Origin of the sequence: Priestia sp. TSO9, assembly GCF_021029645.1 — a bacterium.
Taxonomy (GTDB): Bacteria; Bacillota; Bacilli; order Bacillales; family Bacillaceae_H; genus Priestia; species Priestia megaterium_E.
Map to the genome: position 1 here is coordinate 505758 of NZ_JAJEKD010000013.1, position 26797 is coordinate 532554.

Below are 26797 nucleotides of genomic sequence, written 5' to 3' on the forward strand. Positions count from 1 at the left end.
TGAGTTTTGAGTTTAGAAGAGGAGAGAGTAACATTATATGAGTAAAGGAAATCAGTGGTCTTCACGCCTCGGTTTTATTTTAGCATCTGCTGGGGCAGCAATTGGTCTAGGAGCGATATGGAAGTTTCCATACGTAACGGGAACCAGTGGCGGTGGAGCGTTTTTTGCGTTGTTTATTTTATTTACGATTTTTATTGGATTGCCGCTTCTGTTGGCAGAATTTATCATTGGAAGACATACGGGGAAAGAAGCGATTAGTGCTTATAAGGCAATTGCTCCAAAATCCGCTTGGGTATGGATTGGCAGGCTGGGAGTACTAAGCTGTGTCGTTTTGCTTTCCTTTTACAGCGTCGTTGGCGGCTGGGTGATTTTATATACGATTATGAGCGTAACCGGTATGCTAAGCGGAAAAGAGTACGGCCCGTTGTTTAATGCCGTCATTAGCCAACCTTATGTAGTATTAGGTGCACAGGCGCTGTTTTTACTAATTACAGTGTTTGTTATTTCAAAAGGCGTACAAAAAGGAATAGAGCGTGCTAATAAATACATGATGCCGCTGTTATTTATTTGTTTTATCATTATCGTGGTGCGTTCTTTAACGTTAGACGGAGCAATGGACGGAGTAAAGTTCTTTTTGAAACCGGATTTTTCAGCCATTACAGGGTCATCTGTTCTCTATGCGCTTGGTCAGTCGTTTTTCTCGCTTTGCGTAGGTTTATCCTGCATGGTGACATATAGCTCTTATTTAGGGAAAAAAGTAAGCTTGACGCGTTCAGCTGGCACCATTGCTATTTTGAACTTGTTTGTTTCGCTGCTGGCGGGCTTGGCTATTTTTCCAGCCGTTTTTTCGTTTGGATTAAAGCCAACTGAAGGACCTGGACTTTTGTTTGTGGTCTTGCCAACAGTATTTGAGAAAATGCCGTTTGGTACCGTCTTTTTAGCACTGTTTTTAATTTTATTTCTATTCGCTACGCTTACGTCCGCTTTTTCACTGCTGGAAATTATCGTAGCTGCTTTAACCAAAGACGATCAGACAAAACGAACTCGCTACGCTTCTTTATCAGGGATTCTTGTGTTTGTGGTAGGTATCCCATCAGCGCTTTCGTTTGGTGTACTAAAACATGTCTCACTTTTTGGCAGAAGTATATTTGACGTAGCTGACTTTTTTGTGAGCAACTTAATGCTGCCTCTTGGAAGTTTAGCCATTGCGATTTTTGTGACATTTAAAATGAAAAAAGAAGCCGTGTATGAAGAGTTTATTTCAGGAAGTACAAAAGGCGCTAAATTATTCAACACATGGTTCTTTCTAGTTAAATACGTATTGCCTATTATTATTATAGCTGTTCTATTAAGCTTACTTGTTGCATATTAAAAAAAGCACTCATCTGAGTGCTTTTTTTGTTTATTTTGCAAAAACGTGATTTCCGATTGTAATCGTAACCTGTTTTTGACGAAGCCATTGGTCGCTTGTTTTATCTGGATTAAAGAAGAATAACGAACCTTTTCCTTGACCTCTAAAAGCTAGTGCTTCATTTACAGCTTTTTTTGCTTCAGCATCCGCTGCTTTATTAATTTCACCGTTTTGTACAGGTGTAAACTGTGTACCTTGATAAATGACATCATGAATAGAGTTTGGGAAAGAATCGCTATCCACGCGGTTTAAAACGACTGTTGCTACAGCCACTTTGCCAGCGTAAGGTTCGCCTTTTGCTTCAGCTTGTACAAGGCGAGCTAACAGATCTTTATCACTTTCGCTAATAGAGTTAGGGATTGTTAATGTTTCATTTGCATTAATAGAGTCGGTAGATTTGTGATTCGCTTCTTTTAACTGTTTAACCGTAACGCCGTATTCAGCGCCAATCTTGTAAAGAGTCTCTCCGGATTTTACGCGATGAGTTGTTTCAGCGGCATTTGCCCCGTGACTCATGCCGAACATAGGAACTGCTAGTGCTCCAATAATTGCTAGTTTCTTAAACATAAAGTAAGTACCTCCTGAAATCCTTTTGAACGCCCCTTTTATCACGGATCGGTGCGTGCTGTGCACCGAACTTTATATGTACGTTTCAAAGATTAACAGGTGTCAATACATCTTGTCACTGCTTAAAACATACCAATCTAGGAAGATATTATAATAGTTAACAGATAATTTAAAAAAATACGTTGACTGATAATAAAGGAGTGAATTATAATGAACGAGTAAATAGTTAACCGTTTAACTGGAGAGATTTTATGGGAGAAAAGATAACGATTCGTGATGTAGCAAAGCATGCAGGGGTGTCTGCAGCTTCAGTATCTTACGTCTTAAACGGAATTAACAAAGTATCCGATGAAACAAAAGAGCGAATTTTAACAGCGGTAAAAGAATTAAACTACGAACCAAATTTAACCGCCGTTAGTCTTTCGAAACAAAAGTCAAATATGATTGGCGTTATGTTCCCGCTTACAGATGATTCACTTTCTACTATATTTAAAGATAACCATTATTACAGCGAAATGATTAGTGGAATTGAATATGTAATCCGTAAGCATGGTTATGATCTAGTCATATCTGGAGCGAGTAGCCCAGCTGATTGCCTAAAATGGATTCGAACGAGAAATATTGATGGTCTTCTGTTTTTAGGAGCCTTCCCTCATCGATTGTATGAGAAAATGAAAGCGTTATCGAATCCGATTGTGCTAGTAGATACATACGAAAGGTACGAACGTGATTATCATCATATTTCCGTAGACGATGAGTATGGAGGATATCTAGCTACAACACATTTAGTGAATTTGGGGCACAAAGAAATTGCGTTTGTTGCGCATCACCTCGTCAATAGTCCAGTGGATAAAAAAAGGTATATAGGCTACGAGAAAGCATTAAAAGAAGCGGGCATTACACCATCAAAGACATTTGTTTTTGAAGTGAACGAAAGTTCTTTTGATAACGGTTACAATTTAGGGAACAAGCTGCTGCAAGATCATAAGGATATTCGGGCGGTTTTTGCATCCTCTGATACGCTGGCGCTTGGGATTATGAAAGCACTGCAAGAAAAGGGGAAAAAAATTCCGCAGGACTACTCAATCGTAGGGTTTGATGACATAACGTTTAGCAGCTATGCATCTCCAAGTCTAACAACCATTCGTCAAGATGTATTTAACAAAGGAGTCGTCGCCGCTACGTCTGTTATTCAAGCAATTGAACACCGTTTCAGCACGCTGCAGCATGTGAAGTTATCGGTTGAACTTATTATTCGAGATTCGACTGCTAAGCGCGGGTGAATCACAGTAAGTTAACCGGTTAACCAAAGTTTAGCGTTTATAAAAAAAGGGGATATAAGTTAGCATTCACAAAAAAAGGGGATATGAAAATGATTAATGTTACAGTATGGAATGAAAATCGTCATGAACAGAAAAATCCGGTTGTAAGAGAAATTTACTCTGAAGGCATCCATGGTGCCATCGCTTCTTTTTTAGAAGAAGGAGGGTTTCGCACGCACACCGCCACATTAGACGAAGTAGAACACGGGTTGACTGAAGAAGTATTAAATCAAACGGATGTTTTAGTATGGTGGGGTCATTTAGCACATGACGAAGTAAAAGATGAGATCGTTGAGAAAGTAAAGCAGCGCGTGCTAGACGGTATGGGGCTTATTGTCTTACACTCAGGTCACTTTTCTAAAATTTTCAAAACGTTAATGGGCACAAGCTGCGACTTAAAATGGCGTGAAGCAGATGAAAAAGAGCGCTTGTGGGTAGTAGAACCGAGTCATCCGATTGTGGAAGGTATTGGTGAATTTATCGAGCTTGAGCGCGAAGAAATGTATGGAGAGCACTTTGATATTCCAGCACCTGATGAACTGGTTTTCACGAGCTGGTTTGAAGGCGGAGAAATTTTCAGAAGCGGCTGCACGTACAAACGCGGAAACGGAAAAGTATTTTATTTCAGACCTGGACATGAAACATACCCAACATACCATAACAAAGACATTCAGCGTGTCATTATGAATGCTATTAAATGGGCGAAGCCAGCAGAGAGAAAACGTCCTGTTTATGGCAATGCGCAACCGCTTGAATCAATCGCTGTTAAAAACTAATTAATAATGCTTAAGCAAAGGGGATAGGGAAGATGGCAAAAGTAAAAATTGGCGTTATTGGGTGTGGAAGCATTGCGCAACACCGTCACTTACCAGAATATAAGATGAATGAACAAGTAGAATTAGTAGCCGTTTGCGATATAAACACAGAACGTGCAAACAGCGTAGCACAGCAGTACGGTGTAAAAGCTTACACAAACTATGAAGAACTTTTAGCAAGCGGTACAGTGGAAGCAGTGAGCGTATGTACGCCCAATTATCTTCATGCGCCTATTTCGGTTGCAGCGTTAAACAGCGGAGTTCATGTCCTGTGTGAAAAGCCGATGGCAACATCAGAAGAAGAAGCGAAAGCCATGATTGAAGCAGCAAAAACAAACGGTAAAAAACTAATGATCGGACATAATCAGCGCTTTGTAGCTTCTCATCAAAAAGCTCGTGAACTTATTGAAAAAGGGGAAATCGGTAAAATTTACAGTTTCCGTACGGCTTTTGGCCATGGTGGTCCTGAAGGTTGGAGCGTGGACGGAAAAGACAGCTGGTTCTTCAAAAAAGACGAAGCGTTTATTGGGGCTATGGGGGATTTAGGCGTTCATAAAACCGATATGCTCCGCTACATATTGAATGAAGAAATTGTAGAAGTCGGTGCATTTGTAGAAAGCAATGCAAAAGACTTTGCAAATGTAGACGACAATGCTGTGTGCGTATTAAAAACGGAAAGCGGGATTATCGGGACGCTTGCGGCAAGCTGGGCTTACAATGGAAAAGAAGATAACTCCACGATTGTTTACGGAGAGAAAGGGATTCTTCGTTTGGAGGACGACCCGACGTATTCATTAGTTGCACAATATGCAACGGGTGAAGTGGTGAACTATGAATTAGGAAAAATTCAGTCGAACGATGAGGGCGGCCAAGGTAATTCTCACGTCATTGAACAATTTGTAGATGCAGTTGCAGAAGATAAAGAATCTCCTGTTCCTGGTGAAGAAGGATTAAAATCACTTGCTGTTATTTTAGCAGCTTTAAAATCAAGTCAAACGAAACAAATTACGCGCGTGTAAGAGGTGAAAAACGTGAGAATTGGCATAATCGGAGCAGGAGGGATTGCTGTAAGCAGGCATATTCCGGCATTCAAACAGCTGGGTGATGAATGTGTGATTTGGGGGCTTAGCGATATTAATAGTGAAAGAGCCACAGAGGTAGCCAATGAGCATAATATCCCTCACGTATTTGTTGATTACAAAGATATGTTTAAAGAAGTGGATGCTGTATGTATTTGTACACCGAATAAATTTCACGCAGAGTTTGCAGTAGAAGCGCTAAAAGCAGGCGTTCACGTCCTATGTGAAAAGCCAATGGCGATGTCTAAAGAGCAAGGTGAAGAAATGCTTGCTGCTGCTAGAGAATCAGGTAAGCAGTTAGCGATTGCGTATCATTACCGATTCATGAAAGAAGCACAGGCAGCGAAAAAAATGATGACAGAGGTAGGGCGCCCATTAGTTGCACGTGTCAGAGCAATGCGTCGCCGAAAGGTTCCGGGTTGGGGGGTATTTACGAACAAAGATCTTCAAGGAGGAGGCAGCTTAATTGATTACGGCTGCCATTTGCTTGATTTAACGCTTTGGCTGATGGGAAACCCAAAGCATACTGAAGTGCTGGGAAGTACCTATAATGACCTGAGTAAAACGCCTAACCAATTAAATCAATGGGGAGCATTTGATCATGAAGCATTCAGCGTGGATGATCATGTAACGGCCTATATTAAATTTGAAAATGGAGCGTCGCTTCTTTTAGAAACTTCTTGGGCTGCTAATATCGAAGATGATGAAGAGCACGTAAGCATATCAGGGGTAGATGGCGGTTTAAGCGTGTTTCCGTTTGAACTATACACGTCTAAAAACGGTATGCTCATGAACAGTACGTCACCTTGGATAGATGGAGAAGATGATTACAGCCTAAGTCAGGCTAAAAATTTCGTTGAAGCGTGTAAAGGAAATGCTGAATTAGTGGTAAAGCCACAAGAAGCGCTTCAAGTCTCAGCTATTATTGACGAAATATATCGCACAGGGGGAAATTAAAATGAAACTTGGAGTATTCACGGTCTTATTTGCGGATCTTTCTTTTGAAGAGATGTTAGATAAAGTAAAAGCAGCAGGTCTTCATGCTGTTGAAATCGGAACGGGGGGCTATCCGGGAAACAGTCATTGTCCGTTAGATGAGCTGCTTGAAGATGAACAAAAAAGAGAAGCCTATATGAAGCAGATAAAAGACCGCGGACTTACAATCAGTGCATTCAGCTGCCATGGCAATCCTATTTCACCTGAGGCACGTTTTGCAAAAGAATCTGACGAAACGCTTCGCAAGACCATCCAACTAGCATCACTAGTAGGTGTTCCAGTGGTTAACTGCTTCTCTGGAACGGCAGGAGATCACGAAGAAGCGAAGTACCCAAACTGGCCTGTTACTCCCTGGCCTAACGAGTATGGAGACGTATTGAATTGGCAGTGGGAAAATAAGCTTGTTCCTTATTGGAAAGAAATCGGAGAGCTAGCGGAGGAGCATAACGTGAAAATTGGTTTAGAACTTCACGGTGGATTTTTAGTTCATACTCCGTATACGCTGCTAAAGCTTCGCGAAAAAACAAGTCCAGCGATTGGCGCTAACCTTGATCCAAGTCATTTATGGTGGCAAGGAATTGATCCGGTAGGAGCTATTAAAATTTTAGCAAAAGAAAATGCGATTCATCATTTCCATGCAAAGGATACGTACTTGGACCAGGATAATATTAATATGTATGGACTGACGGATATGCAGCCATACGGAGAAGTCCAAACGCGTGCATGGACGTTTAGATCCGTAGGATGCGGACATGATGTGAAAGAGTGGTCTGATATGATGAGTGCACTCCGCACATACGGATACGACTATGTAGTCAGCATCGAGCATGAAGATCCAATCATGTCGATTGAAGAAGGATTTAAACGCGCGGTTACAAACTTACAAAGTGTATTAATTGAAGAAACTCCCTCACAAATGTGGTGGGCGTAAGCAAAAAGAAGCATCTCTAAAAAGAGGTGCTTCTTTTATTTTCGTTAATAAATCACTTCGTCTTTTGTTCACCTGAACTTCGATACAAACGGGTGATTGGTAACCCAAAAGCGCCAAGGGTAATCCTTCGCTTCACCAGAATTATCAATGCCAACGCGAGGTCCGGCGGAAATCTCTGAAGGAGTGAAGCCACGAGCAATATAAAGAGGAGGGCTAGTTAAATCATGACCGTACAAATCCATTGAAACCCCTAGCGCTTTTGTTAGTTTCCCAGGACCGTTTGTCCAATTTATTTCATTTTCCATCCCTCGACGTCTATTTTTCATCAAATTTTTTCCGCTAAATGGCTCAATAGCTCGAATGAGGACGCCTTCTGGGCAATCGATGTCGCTACTTACAACATTGAGTAAACAATGTGTATGCATTGTATGCGTATAGGCATGACCAGGAGGACCGAACATTACCTCCGTTCTTTTTGTGCGCCGGTTATTAAAGCTATGAGCTGCTCGGTCGAAAGGCCCTTTATAAGCCTCCGTTTCTACAATAAAACCAGATGCAGTTCCTTCTGCCGTTTCGTGAACAAGAAGACATCCTAACAGCGACTGAGCTAATTCAAGTGTAGGCTGTTGATAAAATAAAAGAGGAAGTGGTTCAATTGCTAAAAGAGAACGCGTCATTTGCTGTAGTCCATCCTTTCAAAACAGAGTCATTCACGCTGTTATGCGCACCTTTTATTATGATGTTTTCTTTATTATTTTGCAAAAGGAGGGGCCGATTAATACAGTAACCTTTCTTATCCCACGTTCAAGTATTTATCATGATTCAACTCACTCTATGAAGTTATTTTAAAGAAGGGTTTCATTTTGCACGTATAGGGGGAATATTTTACTACAATGCTTTGCTTTTTCTGCTGGTATGGTATACACAGTTCATCCATATTTTACATGCTTTTAGTTTTAAAAAATAGTGATCCGTCTTTTCTTTATTTTCGTTCTACACATGAAAGCAAAATAAAAAGATTGAATTGTAGAAAGTTCTTGATAAATGGAAATAAAGAAAAAATATCCTTCAAAGAGTATTTAAGGGATTTTAGAACATATTAAAAATAAAATTTATATACTGTGAGGAATAGCTATGAACATCCACTTTGATACATTAACCGACTTATCAATTAAACATATTTTTGGGCCTGCATCTCAAACAATCACCCATCTCACATATCATTCAAAGCAAGTTCACGACGGATCCGTATTTTTTAGTATAAAAGGTGAAAATGAAGATGGACATCAATATATTAAAGAAGCTATATCTAGAGGAGCGGTAGCAGTATTTGGGACAAGCGTTGAGCAGCTTCGTCTTTTAAGCACTCAGTATGCTCACTGTACGTTTTTAGCTGTTGACGACGTCCGTAAAGTAATGGCATCTTTTTCTAAAATGTATTTTGATTATACGGATGAAAAAATTGAGACAATTGGCGTTACAGGTACAAATGGTAAAACAACCGTAGCAGCTTACGTGAGGTCGCTGTTAACTCTTTTAAAATTGCCGACAGGAGCGATTGGAACGACTGGGATTTGGTCATCGAAGGAGAAGTTAGTTTATAAAAAAAGTACGCCTACAACGCCGGAATCGGTAGACTTGCATAAAATCTTTAATGATTTGTATACAAGAGGTGATGAAGCAGCAGTGATGGAAGTGTCGTCAATTGCGATTGATCAGCAGCGAGTAGAAAATATTTATTTTGATGTAGCCATTCACACAAACTTATCCGAAGAGCATTTAGAGTATCATAAAACGTTTGAGCACTATAAAAAATGCAAGATGAAATTATTTCAACAGGCCAAACATGCCGTTATTAATATAGATGATCAGGACATGGGTAAAGACTTAAGCAGGGTATTTAAAGGACCTAAAGTCACGTATAGTTTATTAAATAATGCGGAAGCAACTCTGCAAGCAGAAAACATTATTGTCAAAGAAGGAGGCTCTTTCTTTGATTTACTTTATAAAGGACAGTCATACAAAGTAGCAGTGCCTGTATATGGCGATTACAACATTGCCAACGTGTTAGCGGCCATTGGTACAGCCCTTCACTTTGAATACCACATTGAAGATATTATTAGCGTGCTTCCTCAATTGGAAAGTCCAGAAGGGCGCTTTCAAGTGATAGAAGGTCCTAATAACCAAAAAGTGATCTTAGACTATGCCCATACGCCTGTTGCTCTTACTCGTTTGGTCGAAGAAGTAAAAAAAATGGAGTACAACCAGCTGATTGTCATGATTGCAGGGATCGGCATTCGAGATTTTAACAAAATGCCTAAAATGGCGCGCACCATTGAAGGAAAAGCTGATGAAATTATCGTAACGGTTGATCATCCAGGTCATCATGATCCGAACATAATCGTAGATCAAGTGATGACAGGTTTTTCGAATCCGAGCGCAAGCAATATTCACCGCGCCCCTACTCGAACGGAAGGAGTATTAAAGTCGCTTTCTTTAGGAAAGCCGAATGATATTATTTTACTTACAAGCGGCTGTATTAACGGCGCTCAGCTTGTAAAAGGAAAGGAAATTCCGCATTCAGACGAAGAAATTATTGCCTCTTATTATGCTTCTTTAAGCAATATTTCTTAACACTCATCTTTATTTATTGAACGTAGAAAAAGTGAAACACCATACGAAAGAAGGTCTCTTACTATTTTTAGAGACCTTCTTTTTGCATCAAAACTATAGGCTGTTTTCTCGCTGTGTTTTTGGTTCTTCAATTTTCACATCATGTTCTTTAGCCAACTTTTTAATAGCTGCATTGTAATCGCGTATCCCTTTTCGTGCCTCATCAAGCATAGCGTTTGCCTCAGCAATAAGGTTGCGGTCCTGCTTTTCTAAAGCGCTGACAATTTTAATGAAAGCATTATACTGGGTATTGGCAGCCTTTATATAGCCTTCATGAACCTTTCGAAGCTCGTCGGTTTCTACATCGATGTTTTCCAGTTCGTCGACAAATTTACGATAGGTAGGAATGACTTCACTCGTCATCGTATCATACATCACTGCGTCACTTGTGTAGTTAGCGCCCGTAACAGAATCATATGCGTCAATCGCTTCTTTTTCAAGCTGAGCGGCTTTTTTTAAATCTTGATTGTTATAGTTGATTAAATCATCTTGAACAGGATCACTAAAGCAGGCGGATAATAAAAACAAAAGAGGGACAAGACAAAATAAAACCTTCTTCAACGAATTTCACCTCCGTTTAACAATGTATGAAACATCTGCTTGGCAAAGTCGGTTTTAATAACTGAGAAAAAGAAGGGAGTGTATAAAAGGATTTTTAAAGGTTGACAGTGAATTTATTCATAAGTAGGTTTGTAGTTGACCACCCGTTAGTAGCAGGAAGGAAGAGAAAATGATTAAAATAAAAAGAGACCACTTAACGAACAATGAAGTTATTGAATTAGTAAGTTCACACCTTCAAGGAATGAACTTACATTCGCCGCCTGAAAGTATTCATGCTCTAGATATTGAAAGCTTAAAACAACAGGACATTACGTTTTGGAGCGTGTGGGAATGCAGTCAGCTAGCAGGATGCGGGGCTATAAAAGAGCTAGATGAGCATCACGGAGAAATTAAATCGATGCGAACAGCCACGGCTCATTTGCGGAAAGGAATTGCTAGAGAGCTGCTGCAGTACATAATAAATGAAGCACAAAAACGAGGGTACCGACGCTTAAGCTTAGAAACAGGATCCGCACCCGCTTTTGAACCGGCTAGAAAGCTATACGCCAGTTTTGGATTTTACGAGTGCGAACCGTTTTCTACCTACAAAGAAGATCCATACAGTGTATTTATGACAAAGAAATTGAATGATTAAACAAGGCTGGGGCAAAAGTAGTTTCGTTGAAGGAAAATCCGAACGAGGAATTGAGATTCTTGATGGAGAATCAAATTCGTTCGGATTTTTTCATGGTAATGGTGGTAGGTTTCATGTATCCCATTTGTTCGTCTTTAGATTGGATTCATTTCGTTAAGTCACAATCTCTTTGTTTTTTTATTTTGTCACGATTCATATAAAAAGGTATAAACTAGGTTTTCTCACTAGACAAAAGGGTTTTTCCTATGTAGTATAGGTGTCAGATAATACAAAACGAATGTTCAGTATAAATAATAAATGTGCCGGGCGGTGGAAATAGCTTGAATAAAAAAAAGCTTCAAAGTGAACAAACCAAAAGAAAAGTGGCAGATGCCGCTAAAGCGTTGTTTTCTCAAAAAGGCTATAAAGCTACGTCTATTGAGGAAATTGTAGAAGCTACGGGAAGCAGTAAAGGGAATATTTATTATCACTTTAAAAGTAAAGAAGGGCTTTTTCTTTATTTAATAGACGAATGGGATCTCGAGTGGGAACGAAACTGGAAAGAAAGAGAGTCTCTTTACAAAACAACAAGAGATAAGCTTTTTGGAATTGCGGAGCAAATCATTTTAGATGATCTAAATCATCCTCTTACGAAAGCTGCCGATGAGTTTTTTAACAACGAGGAAAAGGGCAGCGACATCGAAGAGCGAATTGATGAGATGGTGAGACGACACGTAGAGTTTAACCGAGAACTTTTGCAAAAAGGCATTGATGAAGGAGAGTTTTCTCCTAAAAATGCAGAACAGCTTGCAGTGATTTTAGAAGGGCTGTTTGTTGGAATGAGCCGCATGTCTCGAAAAACGAACACCGAAAATGCCCTGCAGCTTTACCATTCAGCAATCGATGTATTTTTAAACGGAATTATACCAAGGTCTTCTTAAATAATCGGGGATGCTTATTGAGGTAATGAGTAATCCCTCATTATTTTGTATTTTTATAGACCGAACGTTCAGTATTTTTGTAATTAGGAGGTTTATATGTCATTATTGTTAAGAAATCGAGCGGCGATTTTGCTGCTCATGCTAAATATTTTTATTGTTTTTACAGGAATCGGTCTTGTAATTCCAATTATGCCAACGTATATGACAGAGCTTCATATCAACGGTAGCGTGATGGGGCTTTTAGTAGCGGTGTTTTCACTAACTCAATTTTTGTTTTCACCTTTAGCAGGACGGTTATCAGATTCGTTAGGGAGAAAGAAAATTATTGTAGCGGGAATGATTGTTTTTGCCCTGTCTGAATGGTTCTTTGGTTCAGTGAGTACACCTCTTTTATTATTTGTATCGAGAATGTTAGGCGGGGTTGGGGCCGCGCTCATTATGCCTGCTGTTATGGCCTATACAGCGGACGTGACGTCTGCTAAAGAACGTGCTAAAGGAATGGGCTATGTGACGGCGGCGATTACAACAGGATTTATTATTGGACCCGGTATCGGCGGCTTTTTAGCTGAATACGGCATGCGTGTACCATTTTATATGGCCGCAGTAGCAGGAGGCTTGGCTGCAGTGATTACGCTTCTTGTTTTGCCAGAGTCTCGCCCTGTACAAAATCCTGCTGTTTCAAACCATGAGAATCCAAAAGAAGAGCGGCTGCTACTGCAGCTTATGAATTCTTATAAAGAACCTTATTTTTTAAGTTTAATTATTGTTTTTGTGACATCGTTTGGATTATCCAATTATGAAACGATTTTTTCACTATTCGTTGATCATAAATTTAGCTTTACGCCAAAAGATATTGCGTTTGTTATTACGTTCGGCTCTATTGCGGGGGCTGTAGTGCAGGTTACGATTTTCGGGTGGATTTTAAATAAATTTGGTGAAAAAAGAGTGATTTCTTTTTGCTTGATGATGACGGGACTTTTTATTTTACTTACGCTATTTGTGCACACGTACTGGCTTATTATTGTTGTGACATTTATCGTTTTTTTAGCAACAGATATTTTACGTCCGGCAATCAGCACGCAAATGTCGATGATGGCACAAGACGACCAAGGATATGTAGCCGGACTAAATTCTGCTTATACAAGTCTTGGAAATATTATTGGCCCCGTTGTAGCAGGCTTTCTTTTTGATATAAACATTAATTATCCGTACGTATCAGCTGCACTTGTACTGCTTCTTTGTTTTCTTTTATCTTTAAGAGCAGGGAAGGACAGAAAAACAGCTGTGAGAAATCAAGCGGTTCAAGAGAAATAACGATAAGGAAAAATGATAGAATTCTTAGGGAATAGAAGACCTCCAGTAGCTTACTGGAGGTCTTTTGATTATTCTTTTAGGAATGGTGTAAGGTTTAAAGCGCCACTCAGCCTATAGAGAAGCTTTATTTTATCGGCAAAACAATGAAATGGTTGCAAATAAAAAAGGTTAATAGTAAACTTTAAACGTAACAAGAATAGTATGGGAGCTTGCGCGGGGCAGGCTGAGAGTACAGGGACGCCTGTTGACCATTTGAACCTGTTGGATAATGCCAGCGCAGGGAATGTGAGTACATACCAAAGCACTTTGCGCATGCAAGGTGCTTTTTTGTCTTTTTTGCAGTGTTAAAACTAAATGAAAAGAGTGAAAAAACATGGATATTAGTAAAATTTCAGCTCAATTAGAGAAAGTAAGAGACATAAGTCCGCTTGTTCATAATATTACGAATGTTGTGGTAACCAACTTTACAGCAAATGGACTGCTTGCACTAGGAGCTTCACCTGTTATGGCTTATGCGAAAGAAGAAGTGGCTGACATGGCACGAATCGCTGGAGCGCTTGTCTTAAATATGGGTACACTGACGGCTCAAGAAGTAGAAGCGATGAGAATAGCAGGAAAATCAGCAAATGAAAATGGCGTGCCGGTTATTTTCGATCCTGTAGGAGCCGGAGCGACACCGTTTCGTACAGAAGTAGCACGTCAGCTTGTAGAAGAATTAAATATGGCAGTTATTCGTGGTAACGCTGCTGAAGTTGCGAATGTAGTAGGCGAGTCATGGCTCATTAAAGGCGTTGATTCATTAGAAGGGCAAGGAGACGTCATTGAACTTGCTGAGAAAGCAGCGAACAAATTAGATACAGTGATTGTTATCACGGGTAAACAAGATGTAATCACAGATGGAAACACAACGTATACAGTAGACAACGGTCACCCGTTATTTACGAAAGTGACGGGGACTGGATGTCTGCTGACATCAATTATAGGAGCTTTCGCTGCTGTAGAAAAAGAATATGTCGAGGCAAGCGTTGCTGCTTTAAGTTTTTACGGAGTGGCGGGTGAAATCGCCGCAGAGAAAAAAGGTGAAGAAGGGCCGGGAAGCTTTCAAATTGAGCTGTTAAATCAGCTTCATCTTTTATCTGGGCAGGATATTGAATCATATGCAAGAGTACATCAACGTTAAAAGGAGAGGGAAAATGACAAATGAAGAAATCAAAAAGCTGCTGCAAGTTTATTTTATAATGGGCAGCAATAACTGTACAAAAGATCCGAGAGAAGTGTTGAAAGAAGCAATTGAAGGCGGCGTTACTGTGTTTCAATTCCGTGAAAAAGGCGAAGGTGCCCTAACAGGAGAAGCGAAATATCAGCTGGCGAAGGAACTTCAGCAAATTTGTCAGCAGCACAGCGTTCCTTTTGTTGTGAATGATGATCTTGACTTAGCGATCCGCTTACAAGCAGATGGCGTTCATATTGGCCAAGAAGATGAAAAAGCTCATATTGTTCGAGAGAAAATAGGAAAAGGAATTGTAGGCGTCTCTGTTCATAATGTACAAGAGCTGCAGCAAGCGATGAAAGACGGGGCGGATTATGTAGGAATGGGACCTGTTTTTCCTACTTCTACAAAAAAAGACGCAAAAGCAGTGCAAGGTACAAAGTTAATTGAAGAAGTGCGAAACCAGAATATTGACTTTCCAATTGTAGGAATCGGCGGGATCACGCCTGAAAATGCCAAACAAGTAGTAGAAGCAGGTGCAGATGGCGTTTCTATTATTACCGCGATTAGCTTAGCAGCGTCTCCAAAAGAAAAAGCAGCTCAATTGAAAGAAGCGGTAGGAAAATAAAAAAAGCGCACAGTGTGCGCTTTTTTTATTATAGCTGAACAGTTTGAGGAGTTTCTTCGCCTTCATTCATAAAGCGAATTTCGTTCGGCGTAATTTCAAGAACAACATACTCAGGGTCATTTGGACCGTCAAACCATTCTTTCATGTGATCGTTCCATATACGTCCTTTTAATTGATCACCAGTACGAAGGACAGCTGTACCAGATAATTCTAAGTATTGATCGCCATATCCTTCGCCGCTATAGCCCAATAGTACGTGCACGTTCGGATTGGCTTCGATTTCTTCTGCCTTATGTGTATTGATATTTGTTGGTGTGTAAAGAGCGATACCATCTTCATCGCTAAAGAATGTCATATAGCGAGAGTGGGGTTTGTTGTTTACAACTGTGGCTAATGTTCCTACACGATTTCCTTCTAATACTTCGTTTACTTTTTTAGCAATTTTTTGTTCATTCATTTTATCCATCTCCTTTATTACTTTTTATGTTCCTCAATCGAAGATAAATAAAACATACATGTCTAAAAAAAATATAAGTTAACGATAAAATAATTATGTAAACTAATAAAATAAAAAATAAAAAAAGCTAGCTACAGCTAACTAAAAAATAAGCCCGCACTGCCGTAACCCTAAGTGTCTTAAATACCCAGATCTACTAGGTGGGTGCCCTCATAGCCGGGTTTAGCGTCCCAAGAAGGGCGTGCTATCTGCAGCTAAATTTTGAGCTCCCTTTTAACACTCAAAGGTTTAAGACAACATGAGTATACGCACAGCGCAGGTATGTATAACAAATGTAAATAAGATGCCGATATATAAATATTTTCTAATTAATCAACTTTCATCGTACAAGAAATGATTATAACGGAATAATGAATGGAACGCAAGACTTTTATTTAACGTTTTTCTTCTCTAATATCTTGGCGGTTATCCAGTAACAAAATAAGAAAAGGGCCGGCAACTGGAATGAAACATAAAAGAAGGTAAGGCCGGGATGCGATCCTTTCTTTTGTCATAACGGAGTAAGAAAGCCACGTTAAAACAAAAAAATCAGCGGTCATCACGCTAACAAGCTGTGACTGCATAAAAGCATCTCCATAAGCTTTTATTGAACCTACGGATAGTCCGTATGCGTAACCTGCAATCGTGAGCGCTAAGCATAGTCCGATCCATAGACGAGAAGAAATGATAGCAATGAAACGTGAAGGAATACGCGAACGTGTTCGAACTTTTTGTCTTGTCCAATGATAATAGAACAAAAGAGAAAAAGCTCCAAGCGCAAATGATAGAAGAGAAAATGGCCATCCAGGCAGTTTATATGTATCTTTTTTACAGATCATTATCATAAACAATACTGGGAAAAGTCCTAAAAAAGAGAATACCATAACCACGAGCGGATCTACCTGTTGAAAATTTCCTGTGATAAGTTTTTTAAACAGCAAATCATCAGAGGCGCTTGCTCCCGGAGCTAGCAGAAAGGCGTATAGTACAAGCATAGCCCATACAATGATATACATATTCTCAACTCCTTTTAATTGTTTTAGTGTACAAAAATCATTTCAGTATATTTCCCCGTCTTGTGACGAAGGGAAACGCTTGAAACTCTTCTTTAATTAGGTGTAATATTACACTAAAGAAATGTGCGTGTATAGAAAGAAAGGGCTGTGAAAATGAATAAACAAGAAGTGATTAAATCAGTATCGGATAAAATACGATTAATTCGTTTAGAAAGAAACTATTCACAAGACAGAATGGCTGAAGTCATTGGTATTTCCAAAAAAACATTGGTTCAAATTGAAAAAGGGCGCACGGAAGCAGGGTGGACGACTACTGTGGCAGTATGCAGTTTGTTTGGTGACAGTGAAATCCTTCAATCGGTTTTAGGAGACGTTCCTTTAGAAGTAGTAGAAATCATTGCTCATAACGGCGTATCTTCTCCAAAAGATAAAACGCTCGGAGGAAGAGTATGGTGGAAAGAAATTCAAAAAGAAGGCTCTTTTCGTCTGCAGCAAAATATGATTAGTCAGCACTATCGCATTTTAGATGACCAAGACTATCGATGGTTTAGTTCATTTGATAAAAGCGAAGCGGTAAAAAGGTTTGAACAATTAACGAATGAATAAAAAGAGGCCGAGACATAACAAAATCACTGCATAACTGCATATATGAAACCTACATTCACTCTGCTCATAAAAAAATCCGAACGAATTTGATTCTCCATCAGGACTTTTGATTCATCGTTCGGATTTCTCTTCCACTGCTATACTTTTTTCTCAGCCTCTACTGATTCATTAACGTACCTGACGAGGGACGACTGAACCAATTCCATAGCTCTACATCTCCAAGTGACGCATATGTGATCGACGGATCATTTTTAAATTTCAGAAGTTTTTTTGTAGGCCCTGTAATCACAACGCCGTACACACCGACTCCATGTTTCTTTACATAAGAATATCGCTGCTTTAGCAACAGATCAGAATGGTCTAGCTGACGAACTTTTTGGACCGTTTCTTCATTATCGGCTAATAGTTTCATCATATTTAAAACGTTCGACTTGCTAGTAGAGTGGGTTTGATTTCCTTTGTGATCGTAAGGTAAGTCTAAAAACTCTGGAAAGCCAAATGTTGATGTTAAGTCAATTAATGGCTCATCTTTTGTACTTGTTTTTTGTTCGTGCCCTGTATTAAGCGCGTACCAAGAGGTAGAAAAATCACGGCTGTCGATGGCGTTCATTTTTTGCTGAACTTCTTTTAGCGAGTACGTATCATCAAAAGAAATAGCCACTTCGCTTACCGTTCCTTTTGGTAGATTTTCTAATGCTTTCCATGTTTCATTTGTCCATTCCTTATACTCTTTTGCATGTAGCTTTAATTTTTTTGGATCAGGATAGACAAAAGAAAGGTTAAGATCGTATTTGCCGCCGGAAAATTCTTTTTCTACACCGCTTGTTTTATCAAACAGCTGATGAAATGTAAACGTCCCAATGGCCTGCTCTTCACGTCCAATTTGCTTATAAGCTTCCATTTGCGACTGCATCCGGAAAAAGGATTGTGTATCAGAAGTGGTTTCACGTATGTGAACGTTCGGAAAAGCAGATTCGATAGCCGCTTGATTCACGCTGTTTATGTATTCGGTTTTTGATTGATGATAATATACAATAGATAAAAAGCTGCCGATTATCCATAGCAGAACGACAGAGCCAATGACAGTTGTCACATTTGAAAGGCGCTGCTTCCATTTGGCGATATAAATGGACTTTTTAACTTTTTTATTATCCAACATCGTATCGTCACTTAGTGAAGTAGCTGATGAAGTTGGCGGTAACGGTTCATCTTCGGTTAGCAAGTGCTCCAAATGAGCTGAGCATGCTTCACAATTTTCCGTATGTTCTTCAAGTGTTTCTGCTTCTTTGTCTGTCAAAGTGCCGTTTTTATATTTTTCCCATTGATGCTTCATATCTTGACAGCTCATCCGTCCTCTTCCTTTCTTTTTTTCAATTGTTGACGACCACGATACAAGTCCATTTTCACTTTTGACAGAGTATAGCCAGTCATTTCTGCAATCTCTTCATATGTGAAGCCGTGATAATCTCGTAACAGTACAATATTCTGCTTAGCCGGAGGCAAAGCAGATACATCAGAAAGCCAGCCGTCGATTTCACTTTGAATCATCACTTGTTCTTCAGCACTTGGCTGAGGAGTAAAGTGCCATTCTTCTATTTCGACAGTAGGGCGTTTTTTTTCTTTACGATACCAGTCAATAAAGGCGTGATAAGCAATTTTGAACAGCCAAGGCTTCACTTCCTCGCCTTTATATGTTTCTAAGTGTAAAAGTGCCCGGTAAAAGGTCTCCTGCATTAAATCTTCCGCTGATTCTTTTCTGCGAGTAAGAGAGAGAAGATAGCGCAGCAAATCATGCATGTGCTGTTTATAAATGTGTTCAAAGTTATGCTGTTGTGCCATTTTCTCCCCCTTTCATTTAATCAACGCAATTTGTGGATAAAAGTTTCGGTTTTTTATCAAAAATCGTATGTAATAGAGAAAAGATGCTTAAAATACGATATATAGCTTATCATACTAAAAAGAAAATCATATGAAATTCGACATAATTCCGTGTAATTTGTCATTTTTTTAAAAAACTAAAGGGTAATTGGTGTTCGAAGGAAACAGAAAATGTTATGATAGAACAAGGATGTGCTCTTACAAAAAACAGCTACATACATAATAAAAAATACAGCGTTTGTTTGCAAAATAAAAATGGACAAACACATGGTGTTTAACCATAGATGTTTGTGGGAAAATAAACTAAGTATTTTCAACAAAAAGTAAATTAAATTGTGTTTTCACTTATAAAAAACACGGTAAATTGGAAAAGGTGGGGTCATGATGGACGTAGAAAATACACAAGGTACAGAAGAACAAGCACCTAAAGTCAAAGCAGCTAAAGTTGGCGATACGATTCAGCCAAAAAAAGGCGACTATAAAGGATTTAAAGGAATTGTTATGGTAGTGCGAGACAATTCGGTTATCGTAGATTTTGGGAAAGATGCTGAAACGGGCGAATCCATGAAAACAGTTGTTAATCATAAAAACTATAAAATCGTAAAAAAGTAGGTGAATAACCTACTTTTTTTTACTGAATATATGTTTAAAGACCGCGGTTTTTCTATCGGAAACCTTAGAGAAAAGCGTAGGTAAAGCAATTCTTTGAGAAGAAGAAAGTTTTTTAGTAAACTATAGAAAGTATGCAGAAAGAAAGGATTTTTGTTATGTCAATTCAACTATCACAATTATCATTGCCAAAAGAGGTTCTTTCGCTTTTAGCGAATCGTAAATATGAAAATTTGTCCGATGCTGATCAGCTATTAATTGGAAAAGGCGGCTATACAGCAGAAGAAGCAGATATTTTAGAAGATGCCATTATTGCTTTGTCACTAGGGAAAAACGTACTTTTAAAAGGGCCAACAGGTTCAGGTAAAACAAAGCTTGCTGAAACGCTGTCGCATTTATTTTCTCAGCCGATGCATAGCGTTAACTGCTCGGTTGACTTAGATGCAGAAGCGCTGCTTGGTTTTAAAACAATTGCTGAACAAGAAGGGAAAACAGGTATTGAGTTTGTGGAAGGACCTGTTATTCAGGCAATGAAAAAAGGCCATTTACTATATATTGATGAAATTAACATGGCTAAACCTGAAACACTTCCTATTTTAAACGGGGTTCTTGATTACCGAAAAATGATTACGAACCCATTCACTGGAGATGTAGTACGCGGTCAGCAAACGTTCGGCGTAGTAGCGGCGATTAATGAGGGGTATGTTGGTACCGTTCCATTAAACGAAGCGTTAAAAAATCGTTTTGTTGTTATTGAAGTGCCGTATATTCAAGGAGGCAGCTTGAAGCAAGTTCTGATGTCTCAGTCTCAGTTAAAAGACGAAAAATTAATTGATAAATTTGTCACGCTCTCTGCGGATTTAATTACTCAAGTTCAAAGCGGCCATGTATCAGAAGAAGCTGCGTCTATTCGTGCGCTTATCGATACGTGTGATTTAGCTCTTTATATGCCGCCTCTTCGCGCGATTAGACGCGGTATTATTGAAAAGCTAGAAGATGAAAGGGAAAAAGCCGCCATTCAAAATATTGCTGAAACATTATTTGAGTAAGGAGTGGCGCTATGCGATTTATTAAATTTAACGACAAAAATGTAGATTCCTTTCTCTATATGGAGCTGGCGGATTTAACGAAAACATTAACAAAAAATGATGAAATTGAAGTAGAGTATCGCGTTTCATCTTATTATGATCCTGTACACGGCATTATTTATCTCAGTCACTTTTGGGATAACCGTCCAGAAGAAGACAAAGTGTACGGCTTAAAAAGTGATGTGTTTTTAAGAAGTATTGGAAGCTATAAGCATTCAAACTTCAAAGAAATTAATGCATATTTAAAGAAAATAAATAAAACGTCGGTACCTAGCTTAGCTAAGCAGCTGTTTATGCTGTTTGAAGATATTCGTTTAGAAGAAGTATGCAAACGCGAACGTCCTGGAACGAAAAAAGCCTTCGCCGTCAGAAGACAGCTCTACAGAAAATATTTTGCTACACAAATGAGCGCAAATTTAACAAAAAGCGTGTATACGGATGCACTTTTTAACGGCATCTACTTGCTATTGACGGCCGAAAATCCGTTTGAAGAAATTCCTTCAATGAGTGAATCGATTAATTTAGCGATGCCTTTTATTCGCAGACAGCTAACAAATGTATATGAAGCTAAAACAACAAAAGATGTATCGCGCATCTGTCTTGAACTTGTAGATGTGTTTGATGATATTATTGAAAAAGATATGCTTAATACTTATTTCTTCTTGGCTGAACTTCAGTATGATCAGTTAGCAGAAGGGTTAACATTTGAAGATTTAAAGCGCAAAGATTCATTAGTGAACGATGATATTTTAGAGCATGAAAAAGACGGAGATGAAGATATTCACGAAGAGAAAATGGAAATGTGGCATCGAGAGACAAGCGAAGCGACGCAAAGTTTTCTACAGTTTGATATGGATCAAGGTTCAAAAACAGACATGCTAGGCGATGGTGTTCGTGAAGGCGACGATGGAGATCAAGCAATGGGCATGGTGCAAGGGGCTTCTCAAAAAACATCGCGCAACGATTATTCTCAAATGGAAGCAATGGAGCAAACGCATCCGGAAAAAGACGGGGAAGCGGATTATGAGTATGGGAAAGAAAATAAGCATGCCTATGCTGTTTTTGTAGATTCTAAACTTCCGAACGACGATCACGTTGTTCAGTATGATGAGAATAAAAAAATCATTGCATCGTATCAAAAGAAATTAAAGCAAATGATTGAAAAAACGCTTGAACATAAAAAAACGCTGCCTAGAAGCGAGCTGCACTTTGGCCGATTAAATAAAAAGCTTCTAAAACTATGGACAGATGATAATCCTCGTCTGTTTTATAAAAAAGATGAAGATTCTGCGCAGATTGATGCCGTCTTTTCTCTTTTAGTTGACTGTTCCGCGTCGATGTACGATAAAATGGATGAAACGAAGCTTGGAATTACGCTATTTCATGAAGCGTTAAAATCCGTTATGGTGCCTCATCAAATTGTAGGGTTTTGGGAAGATACAAATGATGCCACCGAAACGAGCCAGCCTAACTACCTGCAGACGGTTATGGACTTTCAAGCATCGTTAAAGCGTAAAAGCGGTCCTGAAATTATGCAGCTTGAGCCTGAAGAAGACAATCGTGATGGATTTGCCATTCGCCATATGACACGCCGCTTGCTTCAGCGTTCTGAACAGCAGAAGTTTTTACTTGTGTTTTCAGACGGTGAACCAGCCGCTATGGGATATGAACAAAATGGTATTGTAGATACGCACGAAGCGGTATTAGAAGCACGCAAGCACGGAATTGAAGTCATTAACGTCTTTTTATCCAACGGGGAAATTGATGAAGGACAAAAGAAAACCATTCAAAATATGTACGGAAAATATAGTATTCTAGTACCAAACATCGAAGAACTTCCCGATGTGCTATTTCCTTTACTGAAGAAATTACTTCATAAAAGCATTTAAAAAAGTCGAAGCATATTGCTTCGACTTTTTTTGCTATTGACCGTTAAAGAGGAGCGAGGTAAGTTAAATATATATGAAAAAGAGAGAAGGAATGGCAAGTGGAAGGAGTTCAAACGTCATCTAGAAGAGCATGGGGGCTGCTGCTTGTAATCATTGGCGCCACAATGTGGGGAGTATCTGGCACGGTGGCTCAATATTTATTTCAGCATAAAAGTTTTAACGCAGAGTGGCTGGTTGTCGTTCGTATGTTAGTATCCGGATTGCTGCTTTTGGCAATAGCCTCTAAGCAGCGCAATATTTTTGCAATTTGGAAAACAAAAGAAGAGAGGACTTCGCTGCTTTTGTTTGGTGTAATCGGTATGCTCGGCGTGCAGTATACATATTTTGCAGCTATTGAAGCAGGAAACGCTGCTACAGCTACAGTGCTTCAATATACGTCGCCAATATTTATTATTGGCTATTTAGCTGTGCAAGCAAGAAAATGGCCGGTGAAAGTAGAAATGATTTCTGTTGCTCTCGTCATAACGGGGACCTTTTTTCTTGCAACAAGCGGAAATTTTAACGAGCTGTCTATTACAGGATGGGCGTTGTTTTGGGGGATTGGGGCAGCTGTGACGTCTGCTTTTTATACGCTTCAGCCTAAACGCCTTCTTGCGAAATGGAGCTCAATTGAAGTAGTAGGCTGGGGAATGGTAATAGGAGGTGTAAGTTTTTCATTTATTCACCAGCCGTGGCATATAGCCGGTGAGTGGTCGCTATTGTCGCTGTGTGCGGTGCTATTTGTGATTATCTTTGGAACGCTCATTGCCTTTTATTGCTACTTGGAAAGTTTAAAGCATATTAGCGCTTCTGAAGCCATTGTTCTTGCGTCAGCGGAGCCTTTATCAGCAGCTGCGCTATCTGTTCTATGGCTTCATGTGACTTTTGGGTGGACGGAGTGGCTAGGTACAATTCTTATTATCGCTACGGTATTTTTGCTTTCTCAGCGAAAGCCAGAGATGACATCATAAATAAAAAGGACTTTCAAATGAAAGTCCTTTTTATTTTTATAGAGGTTTTAGCGTAAACGTGTTTGTATACGAGCGGTTAGCATATAGCGTGTAATCAGGATGTGTTTTAGCTTGCCAGCTGTCGTCTCCGCCAACGCCCATTTGCTTGTAATTAACCCGTACGGTTACTGAATCGCTTGACGGCAATTTGTAAAAATGATCGTAAGCCTCCAGTTCAAAAGGTGAGTAAGGTAAAGCATTCAGCTCGACTGTTGGCAAACCTTTTATCAAAAAGCCGCGTCCTTGATTGTTTGTAATAGTGGCCCATCGAACGTCCGTTTTATTTCCGCATTCTTGAGGGCGTAAATACGGTGTGACTTGCTCTTTTACACTGCCTTTATGAAGGGCCAGCTTAGCGCCAGTTTTACGGTCCCAATAATTTTCATGAGGGCCTCTTCCGTACCATGTTAAAGAATCAAAAGCCTCGTCCATCGCAAACAGCATGCCGATTTCAGGAATTTCAGGCATTGTCTCAGAAGGTGCTAAAGATTGTTCAATCTTCATTTCACCATCGTTATATAGCGTATACGTTACATAGCAAGAAGCAAGAGAGTTGTCTAAAGCTAGTTCAACCGAAATGATAACAAAGTCAATTTGCGGCTGAACGGTTATTTTTTGCACATGCTGCTCTAAGCTTGCTTGACGCCACGTTTGACATCTTTCATGCAGTTTATTTCCGAGGTCATTATCGGTTACTGCACGCCAGAAATTCGGACGGAAACCCGACGCAAGCAGCTCGGTGCGTTCATAGTTGTAAGAAATAAACTGTCCTTTTCGCTTATCGAAAATAGCCGTGAAGTTAGATCCAGTAACCGTAAGTGTTTGTTCATTTTGGTCAACGGTTAAAGCAGGATGAGCAGCTTTTACTGAAGGTACAGCGGTTTTAGCAGGCAGTACAAACTGTTCGTACGCCACTTCATATCCAGCTGAAGCCCAAGCTGTATCTTTGGACAATCTGAGAGAAAGAGTTAAAACAAATTCATCAGTTTCATTTTCTTGCTCATAAAGAGGATAAGAAAGCGTCAGTTCGTCTGTATTATCAGGAGCTACATTTAAAAGAGACGCATGCTTTTTAACGAGTTCACCGTTTTTTTCAACAGTCCAAACAAAATCATAGGCGTTCAAGTTTGTAAACAAGTGTTTGTTTTGAACGGCAAATTTTCCTTTAGAAGCGTCGATTGCTGTCCACTTTACAGGCTGATAGCATTTTTTTACTTCTGCAATTTTTGGGCTAGCTGTCCCATCAGCAAAGATTAAGCCGTTTCCGCAGAAGTTGCCATCGTTTGGCGTATCACCAAAATCTCCGCCGTAAGCTAAGTAAGAAGTACCGTCTTCAGCTGTTGTTTGAAGAGCTTGATCTTTCCAGTCCCATATAAAACCACCTTGCAAGATTGGATATTGATCGAACAGCTCCCAGTATTTGTACAGATTTCCGCATGAATTGCCCATTGCATGACTGTATTCACATAAGATGTAGGGTTTTTTCGGATTCATTAATGCATAGCGCTCTACATCTGCTGGCTTAACGTACATCGTGCTTTCTATATCTGAAGCATCATAGTCGCGATGATGGAAGATTCCTTCGTAATGAACAAGTCTCGTGGAATCTTTTTCTTTAAAAAAGGTATACATATGCTGAAAGTTTTCTCCGCCAAATGATTCGTTTCCAAGCGACCAAATAATGATAGAAGGGTGATTTTTGTCACGTTCGTACATAGAACGACAGCGATCCAATACGTTTTCTTTCCATTCTGGCTTGCTTCCTGGAACGGCTTTTTGCTCACCTTCTTGTAAATAAGTCCACGTTCCGTGCGTTTCTAAATTGGTTTCATCAATAACGTACAGCCCGTATTCATTACATAGTTCATACCATACTGAATCGTTGGGATAATGGGATGTACGCACCGCGTTAATATTATGCTGCTTCATCAGCAAAATGTCGTGAAGCATATCTTCGCGCGTGATGCCTGCCCGGCCTTTTACTGAATCAAATTCGTGGCGATTCACTCCTCGAAGTACAATACGCTTGCCGTTGATTGTCATAAGACCGTTCTTTAGTTCAAACGTACGGAAGCCGACTTTACAGCTTTCTGTTTCAATAATAGAACCAGCAGAATTCTTTAAGCTGAGTACAAGCGTATACAAATTAGGACTTTCTGCGCTCCATTTTGCAGGGCTGTTAATGTGTGTACGCAAGGAGACTGTACGTTGATCGCTCACACTTAAATTTGTTTGCAGCGGAGCTTGTAGTACTTCTTGGCCATTCGCGTCATACAGCATGGCTTCAAATGTTAGATCTTGAGTATCGTGCTCAAAGTAATTTAAAATATCAGCTGAAACGATAAGTTCACCATCTTGGTAGTTGTTATCAAGCGACGAACGAACGCTAAAGTCATAGATGTGAACCGGTGGAGTAGAATAGAGATACACATCTCGGAAGATGCCGCTCATTCGCCAAAAATCTTGGTCTTCAAGCCAGCTTGCATCACTCCAGCGATATACTTCTACTGCTATCGTATTTTCACCATCGTGAAGGTAAGAAGTTATATCAAATTCAGCTGGAGTAAAGCTGTCTTCGCTGTATCCAACAAACTCACCGTTAACCCATACGTAAAAAGCAGATTCAACGCCTTGGAAGCTGACGTACACGGGCTGATCTTTCCATTCTGATTTAGGTGTGAAAGTACGGACGTACTGACCGACAGGGTTATATTTAGTCGGTGCAAAAGGAGGTTCGAGCTCTTCACTTTCAACCCAAGGGTATGTCACGTTTGTATATTGAGGATAGTCATATCCTTGCAGCTGCCAGTGTGAAGGAACTGAAATAGAGTCCCATTTCTCATATGAAAATTCAGGAGCGAAAAAGTTTTTGACGCGGCCATTTGCATTTTCAGCAAAATGAAAATACCAGCTGCCATTTAAGCTTTGATAGTAAATAGAAGATTTTCTATCATTTTTTAAGGCTTCTTCGACCGTTTGATAAGGCATAAGTAAAGCATGTGCTTTTGAACGGTTCAATTGAAAAATTTCAGGGTTGTTATTCCATTCAGGATATCCGTTTGCAGGTGCTGTGTAATGAAATTTCTTGCCGGTTTTTAACATGTC

The 26797-nt window shown here is 39.6% G+C and carries 25 protein-coding genes, 1 other RNA gene and 1 riboswitch; of the genes, 17 read left to right on the forward strand and 9 right to left on the reverse strand.

Annotation, left to right across the window (positions count from 1 at the left end; translation table 11 throughout):
- Nucleotides 1–37: 37 nt before the first annotated feature.
- Entirely contained in the window at nucleotides 38–1372 is a 1335-nt protein-coding gene (locus LJC66_RS10795) for a sodium-dependent transporter (RefSeq protein ID WP_230932526.1), read from the forward strand.
- Between the two features lie 30 nt (nucleotides 1373–1402).
- Here the strand turns inward: LJC66_RS10795 and LJC66_RS10800 are convergent, their stop codons facing one another.
- Nucleotides 1403–1978 carry a cell wall hydrolase gene (locus LJC66_RS10800; RefSeq protein ID WP_116515902.1) on the reverse strand — a complete coding sequence of 192 codons (576 nt, stop codon included), beginning with the start codon at nucleotides 1976–1978 and terminating at the stop codon, nucleotides 1403–1405.
- 251 nt (nucleotides 1979–2229) lie between these two features.
- Here LJC66_RS10800 and LJC66_RS10805 point away from each other — a divergent pair, with 251 nt between their 5' ends.
- From LJC66_RS10805 to LJC66_RS10825, 5 genes are all read left to right on the forward strand, one after another.
- Nucleotides 2230–3261 (forward strand): LacI family DNA-binding transcriptional regulator, encoded by a 1032-nt coding sequence (locus LJC66_RS10805; RefSeq protein WP_029321510.1) that lies wholly within the window; start codon nucleotides 2230–2232, stop codon nucleotides 3259–3261.
- 89 nt (nucleotides 3262–3350) lie between these two features.
- Nucleotides 3351–4076 (forward strand): ThuA domain-containing protein, encoded by a 726-nt coding sequence (locus tag LJC66_RS10810; protein WP_230932527.1) that lies wholly within the window; start codon nucleotides 3351–3353, stop codon nucleotides 4074–4076.
- Between the two features lie 32 nt (nucleotides 4077–4108).
- A complete protein-coding gene (locus tag LJC66_RS10815; RefSeq protein ID WP_098249833.1) occupies nucleotides 4109–5134 on the forward strand; it encodes a Gfo/Idh/MocA family protein in 1026 nt (341 codons plus the stop codon).
- A gap of 12 nt (nucleotides 5135–5146) precedes the next feature.
- Nucleotides 5147–6151, forward strand: a complete 1005-nt coding sequence (locus tag LJC66_RS10820) for a Gfo/Idh/MocA family protein (protein ID WP_034275886.1) — start codon at nucleotides 5147–5149, stop codon at nucleotides 6149–6151.
- 1 nt (nucleotide 6152) lies between these two features.
- Nucleotides 6153–7121: a sugar phosphate isomerase/epimerase family protein gene (locus LJC66_RS10825; protein WP_195694191.1), complete on the forward strand. Its 969-nt coding sequence runs from the start codon at nucleotides 6153–6155 to the stop codon at nucleotides 7119–7121.
- Nucleotides 7122–7189: 68 nt separating this feature from the next.
- Here the strand turns inward: LJC66_RS10825 and LJC66_RS10830 are convergent, their stop codons facing one another.
- The gene (locus LJC66_RS10830; RefSeq protein WP_098525120.1) at nucleotides 7190–7798 is read right to left on the reverse strand and encodes a DNA-3-methyladenine glycosylase; all 609 of its coding nucleotides are present in this window, start codon (nucleotides 7796–7798) and stop codon (nucleotides 7190–7192) included.
- A 457-nt stretch (nucleotides 7799–8255) separates the two neighbouring features.
- Here LJC66_RS10830 and LJC66_RS10835 point away from each other — a divergent pair, with 457 nt between their 5' ends.
- Nucleotides 8256–9755, forward strand: coding sequence for a UDP-N-acetylmuramoyl-L-alanyl-D-glutamate--2,6-diaminopimelate ligase (locus LJC66_RS10835; protein WP_195694189.1), 1500 nt, complete (start codon nucleotides 8256–8258; stop codon nucleotides 9753–9755).
- Between the two features lie 93 nt (nucleotides 9756–9848).
- On the opposite strand, the gene LJC66_RS10840 is transcribed toward LJC66_RS10835, so the two are convergent.
- Nucleotides 9849–10355 (reverse strand): hypothetical protein, encoded by a 507-nt coding sequence (locus tag LJC66_RS10840; protein WP_195694187.1) that lies wholly within the window; start codon nucleotides 10353–10355, stop codon nucleotides 9849–9851.
- Nucleotides 10356–10524: 169 nt separating this feature from the next.
- Here LJC66_RS10840 and LJC66_RS10845 point away from each other — a divergent pair, with 169 nt between their 5' ends.
- From LJC66_RS10845 to thiE, 5 genes are all read left to right on the forward strand, one after another.
- Nucleotides 10525–10989, forward strand: coding sequence for a GNAT family N-acetyltransferase (locus LJC66_RS10845; RefSeq protein WP_014460293.1), 465 nt, complete (start codon nucleotides 10525–10527; stop codon nucleotides 10987–10989).
- Between the two features lie 320 nt (nucleotides 10990–11309).
- Entirely contained in the window at nucleotides 11310–11909 is a 600-nt protein-coding gene (locus tag LJC66_RS10850; protein ID WP_195694184.1) for a TetR/AcrR family transcriptional regulator, read from the forward strand.
- Between the two features lie 96 nt (nucleotides 11910–12005).
- Nucleotides 12006–13223 (forward strand): MFS transporter, encoded by a 1218-nt coding sequence (locus tag LJC66_RS10855; protein WP_195694182.1) that lies wholly within the window; start codon nucleotides 12006–12008, stop codon nucleotides 13221–13223.
- A 191-nt stretch (nucleotides 13224–13414) separates the two neighbouring features.
- Nucleotides 13415–13523: riboswitch (TPP riboswitch) on the forward strand.
- A gap of 73 nt (nucleotides 13524–13596) precedes the next feature.
- Nucleotides 13597–14403, forward strand: a complete 807-nt coding sequence (gene thiM / locus LJC66_RS10860) for a hydroxyethylthiazole kinase (RefSeq protein ID WP_230932528.1) — start codon at nucleotides 13597–13599, stop codon at nucleotides 14401–14403.
- A 13-nt stretch (nucleotides 14404–14416) separates the two neighbouring features.
- A complete protein-coding gene (gene thiE, locus LJC66_RS10865; protein ID WP_230932529.1) occupies nucleotides 14417–15061 on the forward strand; it encodes a thiamine phosphate synthase in 645 nt (214 codons plus the stop codon).
- Nucleotides 15062–15089: 28 nt separating this feature from the next.
- Here thiE and LJC66_RS10870 read toward each other — a convergent pair whose 3' ends face one another.
- From LJC66_RS10870 to LJC66_RS10880, 3 genes are all read right to left on the reverse strand, one after another.
- Nucleotides 15090–15518, reverse strand: a complete 429-nt coding sequence (locus LJC66_RS10870; RefSeq protein ID WP_013082985.1) for a pyridoxamine 5'-phosphate oxidase family protein — start codon at nucleotides 15516–15518, stop codon at nucleotides 15090–15092.
- Nucleotides 15519–15665: 147 nt separating this feature from the next.
- Nucleotides 15666–15843, reverse strand: a non-coding RNA gene (gene ssrS, locus LJC66_RS10875) — 6S RNA.
- A 109-nt stretch (nucleotides 15844–15952) separates the two neighbouring features.
- Nucleotides 15953–16573 carry a hypothetical protein gene (locus LJC66_RS10880; RefSeq protein ID WP_230932530.1) on the reverse strand — a complete coding sequence of 207 codons (621 nt, stop codon included), beginning with the start codon at nucleotides 16571–16573 and terminating at the stop codon, nucleotides 15953–15955.
- Nucleotides 16574–16726: 153 nt separating this feature from the next.
- On the opposite strand from LJC66_RS10880, the gene LJC66_RS10885 reads away from it, so the two are divergent.
- Entirely contained in the window at nucleotides 16727–17179 is a 453-nt protein-coding gene (locus LJC66_RS10885; RefSeq protein ID WP_050688724.1) for a helix-turn-helix transcriptional regulator, read from the forward strand.
- 157 nt (nucleotides 17180–17336) lie between these two features.
- Here LJC66_RS10885 and LJC66_RS10890 read toward each other — a convergent pair whose 3' ends face one another.
- Together LJC66_RS10890 and LJC66_RS10895 are read right to left on the reverse strand one after the other, a co-directional pair.
- Entirely contained in the window at nucleotides 17337–18527 is a 1191-nt protein-coding gene (locus LJC66_RS10890) for an anti-sigma factor (RefSeq protein WP_230932531.1), read from the reverse strand.
- Nucleotides 18524–19018: an RNA polymerase sigma factor gene (locus LJC66_RS10895; RefSeq protein WP_016763958.1), complete on the reverse strand. Its 495-nt coding sequence runs from the start codon at nucleotides 19016–19018 to the stop codon at nucleotides 18524–18526. The genes LJC66_RS10890 and LJC66_RS10895 overlap by 4 nt, the downstream gene beginning before the upstream one ends.
- Before the next feature lie 420 nt (nucleotides 19019–19438).
- Here LJC66_RS10895 and LJC66_RS10900 point away from each other — a divergent pair, with 420 nt between their 5' ends.
- The 4 genes from LJC66_RS10900 (at nucleotide 19439) to LJC66_RS10915 (ending at nucleotide 23653) form a co-directional block, all read left to right on the forward strand.
- On the forward strand, nucleotides 19439–19669 hold the full coding sequence (locus LJC66_RS10900; RefSeq protein WP_013056869.1) for a YkvS family protein: 231 nt from the start codon (nucleotides 19439–19441) through the stop codon (nucleotides 19667–19669).
- Nucleotides 19670–19800: 131 nt separating this feature from the next.
- Nucleotides 19801–20715, forward strand: coding sequence for an AAA family ATPase (locus tag LJC66_RS10905; protein WP_230932532.1), 915 nt, complete (start codon nucleotides 19801–19803; stop codon nucleotides 20713–20715).
- 11 nt (nucleotides 20716–20726) lie between these two features.
- Nucleotides 20727–22643 carry a vWA domain-containing protein gene (locus LJC66_RS10910; RefSeq protein WP_050688726.1) on the forward strand — a complete coding sequence of 639 codons (1917 nt, stop codon included), beginning with the start codon at nucleotides 20727–20729 and terminating at the stop codon, nucleotides 22641–22643.
- Between the two features lie 98 nt (nucleotides 22644–22741).
- Nucleotides 22742–23653 (forward strand): EamA family transporter, encoded by a 912-nt coding sequence (locus LJC66_RS10915; protein ID WP_230932533.1) that lies wholly within the window; start codon nucleotides 22742–22744, stop codon nucleotides 23651–23653.
- 36 nt (nucleotides 23654–23689) lie between these two features.
- Here the strand turns inward: LJC66_RS10915 and lacZ are convergent, their stop codons facing one another.
- On the reverse strand, nucleotides 23690–26794 hold the full coding sequence (lacZ, locus tag LJC66_RS10920; protein ID WP_230932534.1) for a beta-galactosidase, LacZ type: 3105 nt from the start codon (nucleotides 26792–26794) through the stop codon (nucleotides 23690–23692).
- Nucleotides 26795–26797: the final 3 nt, after the last annotated feature.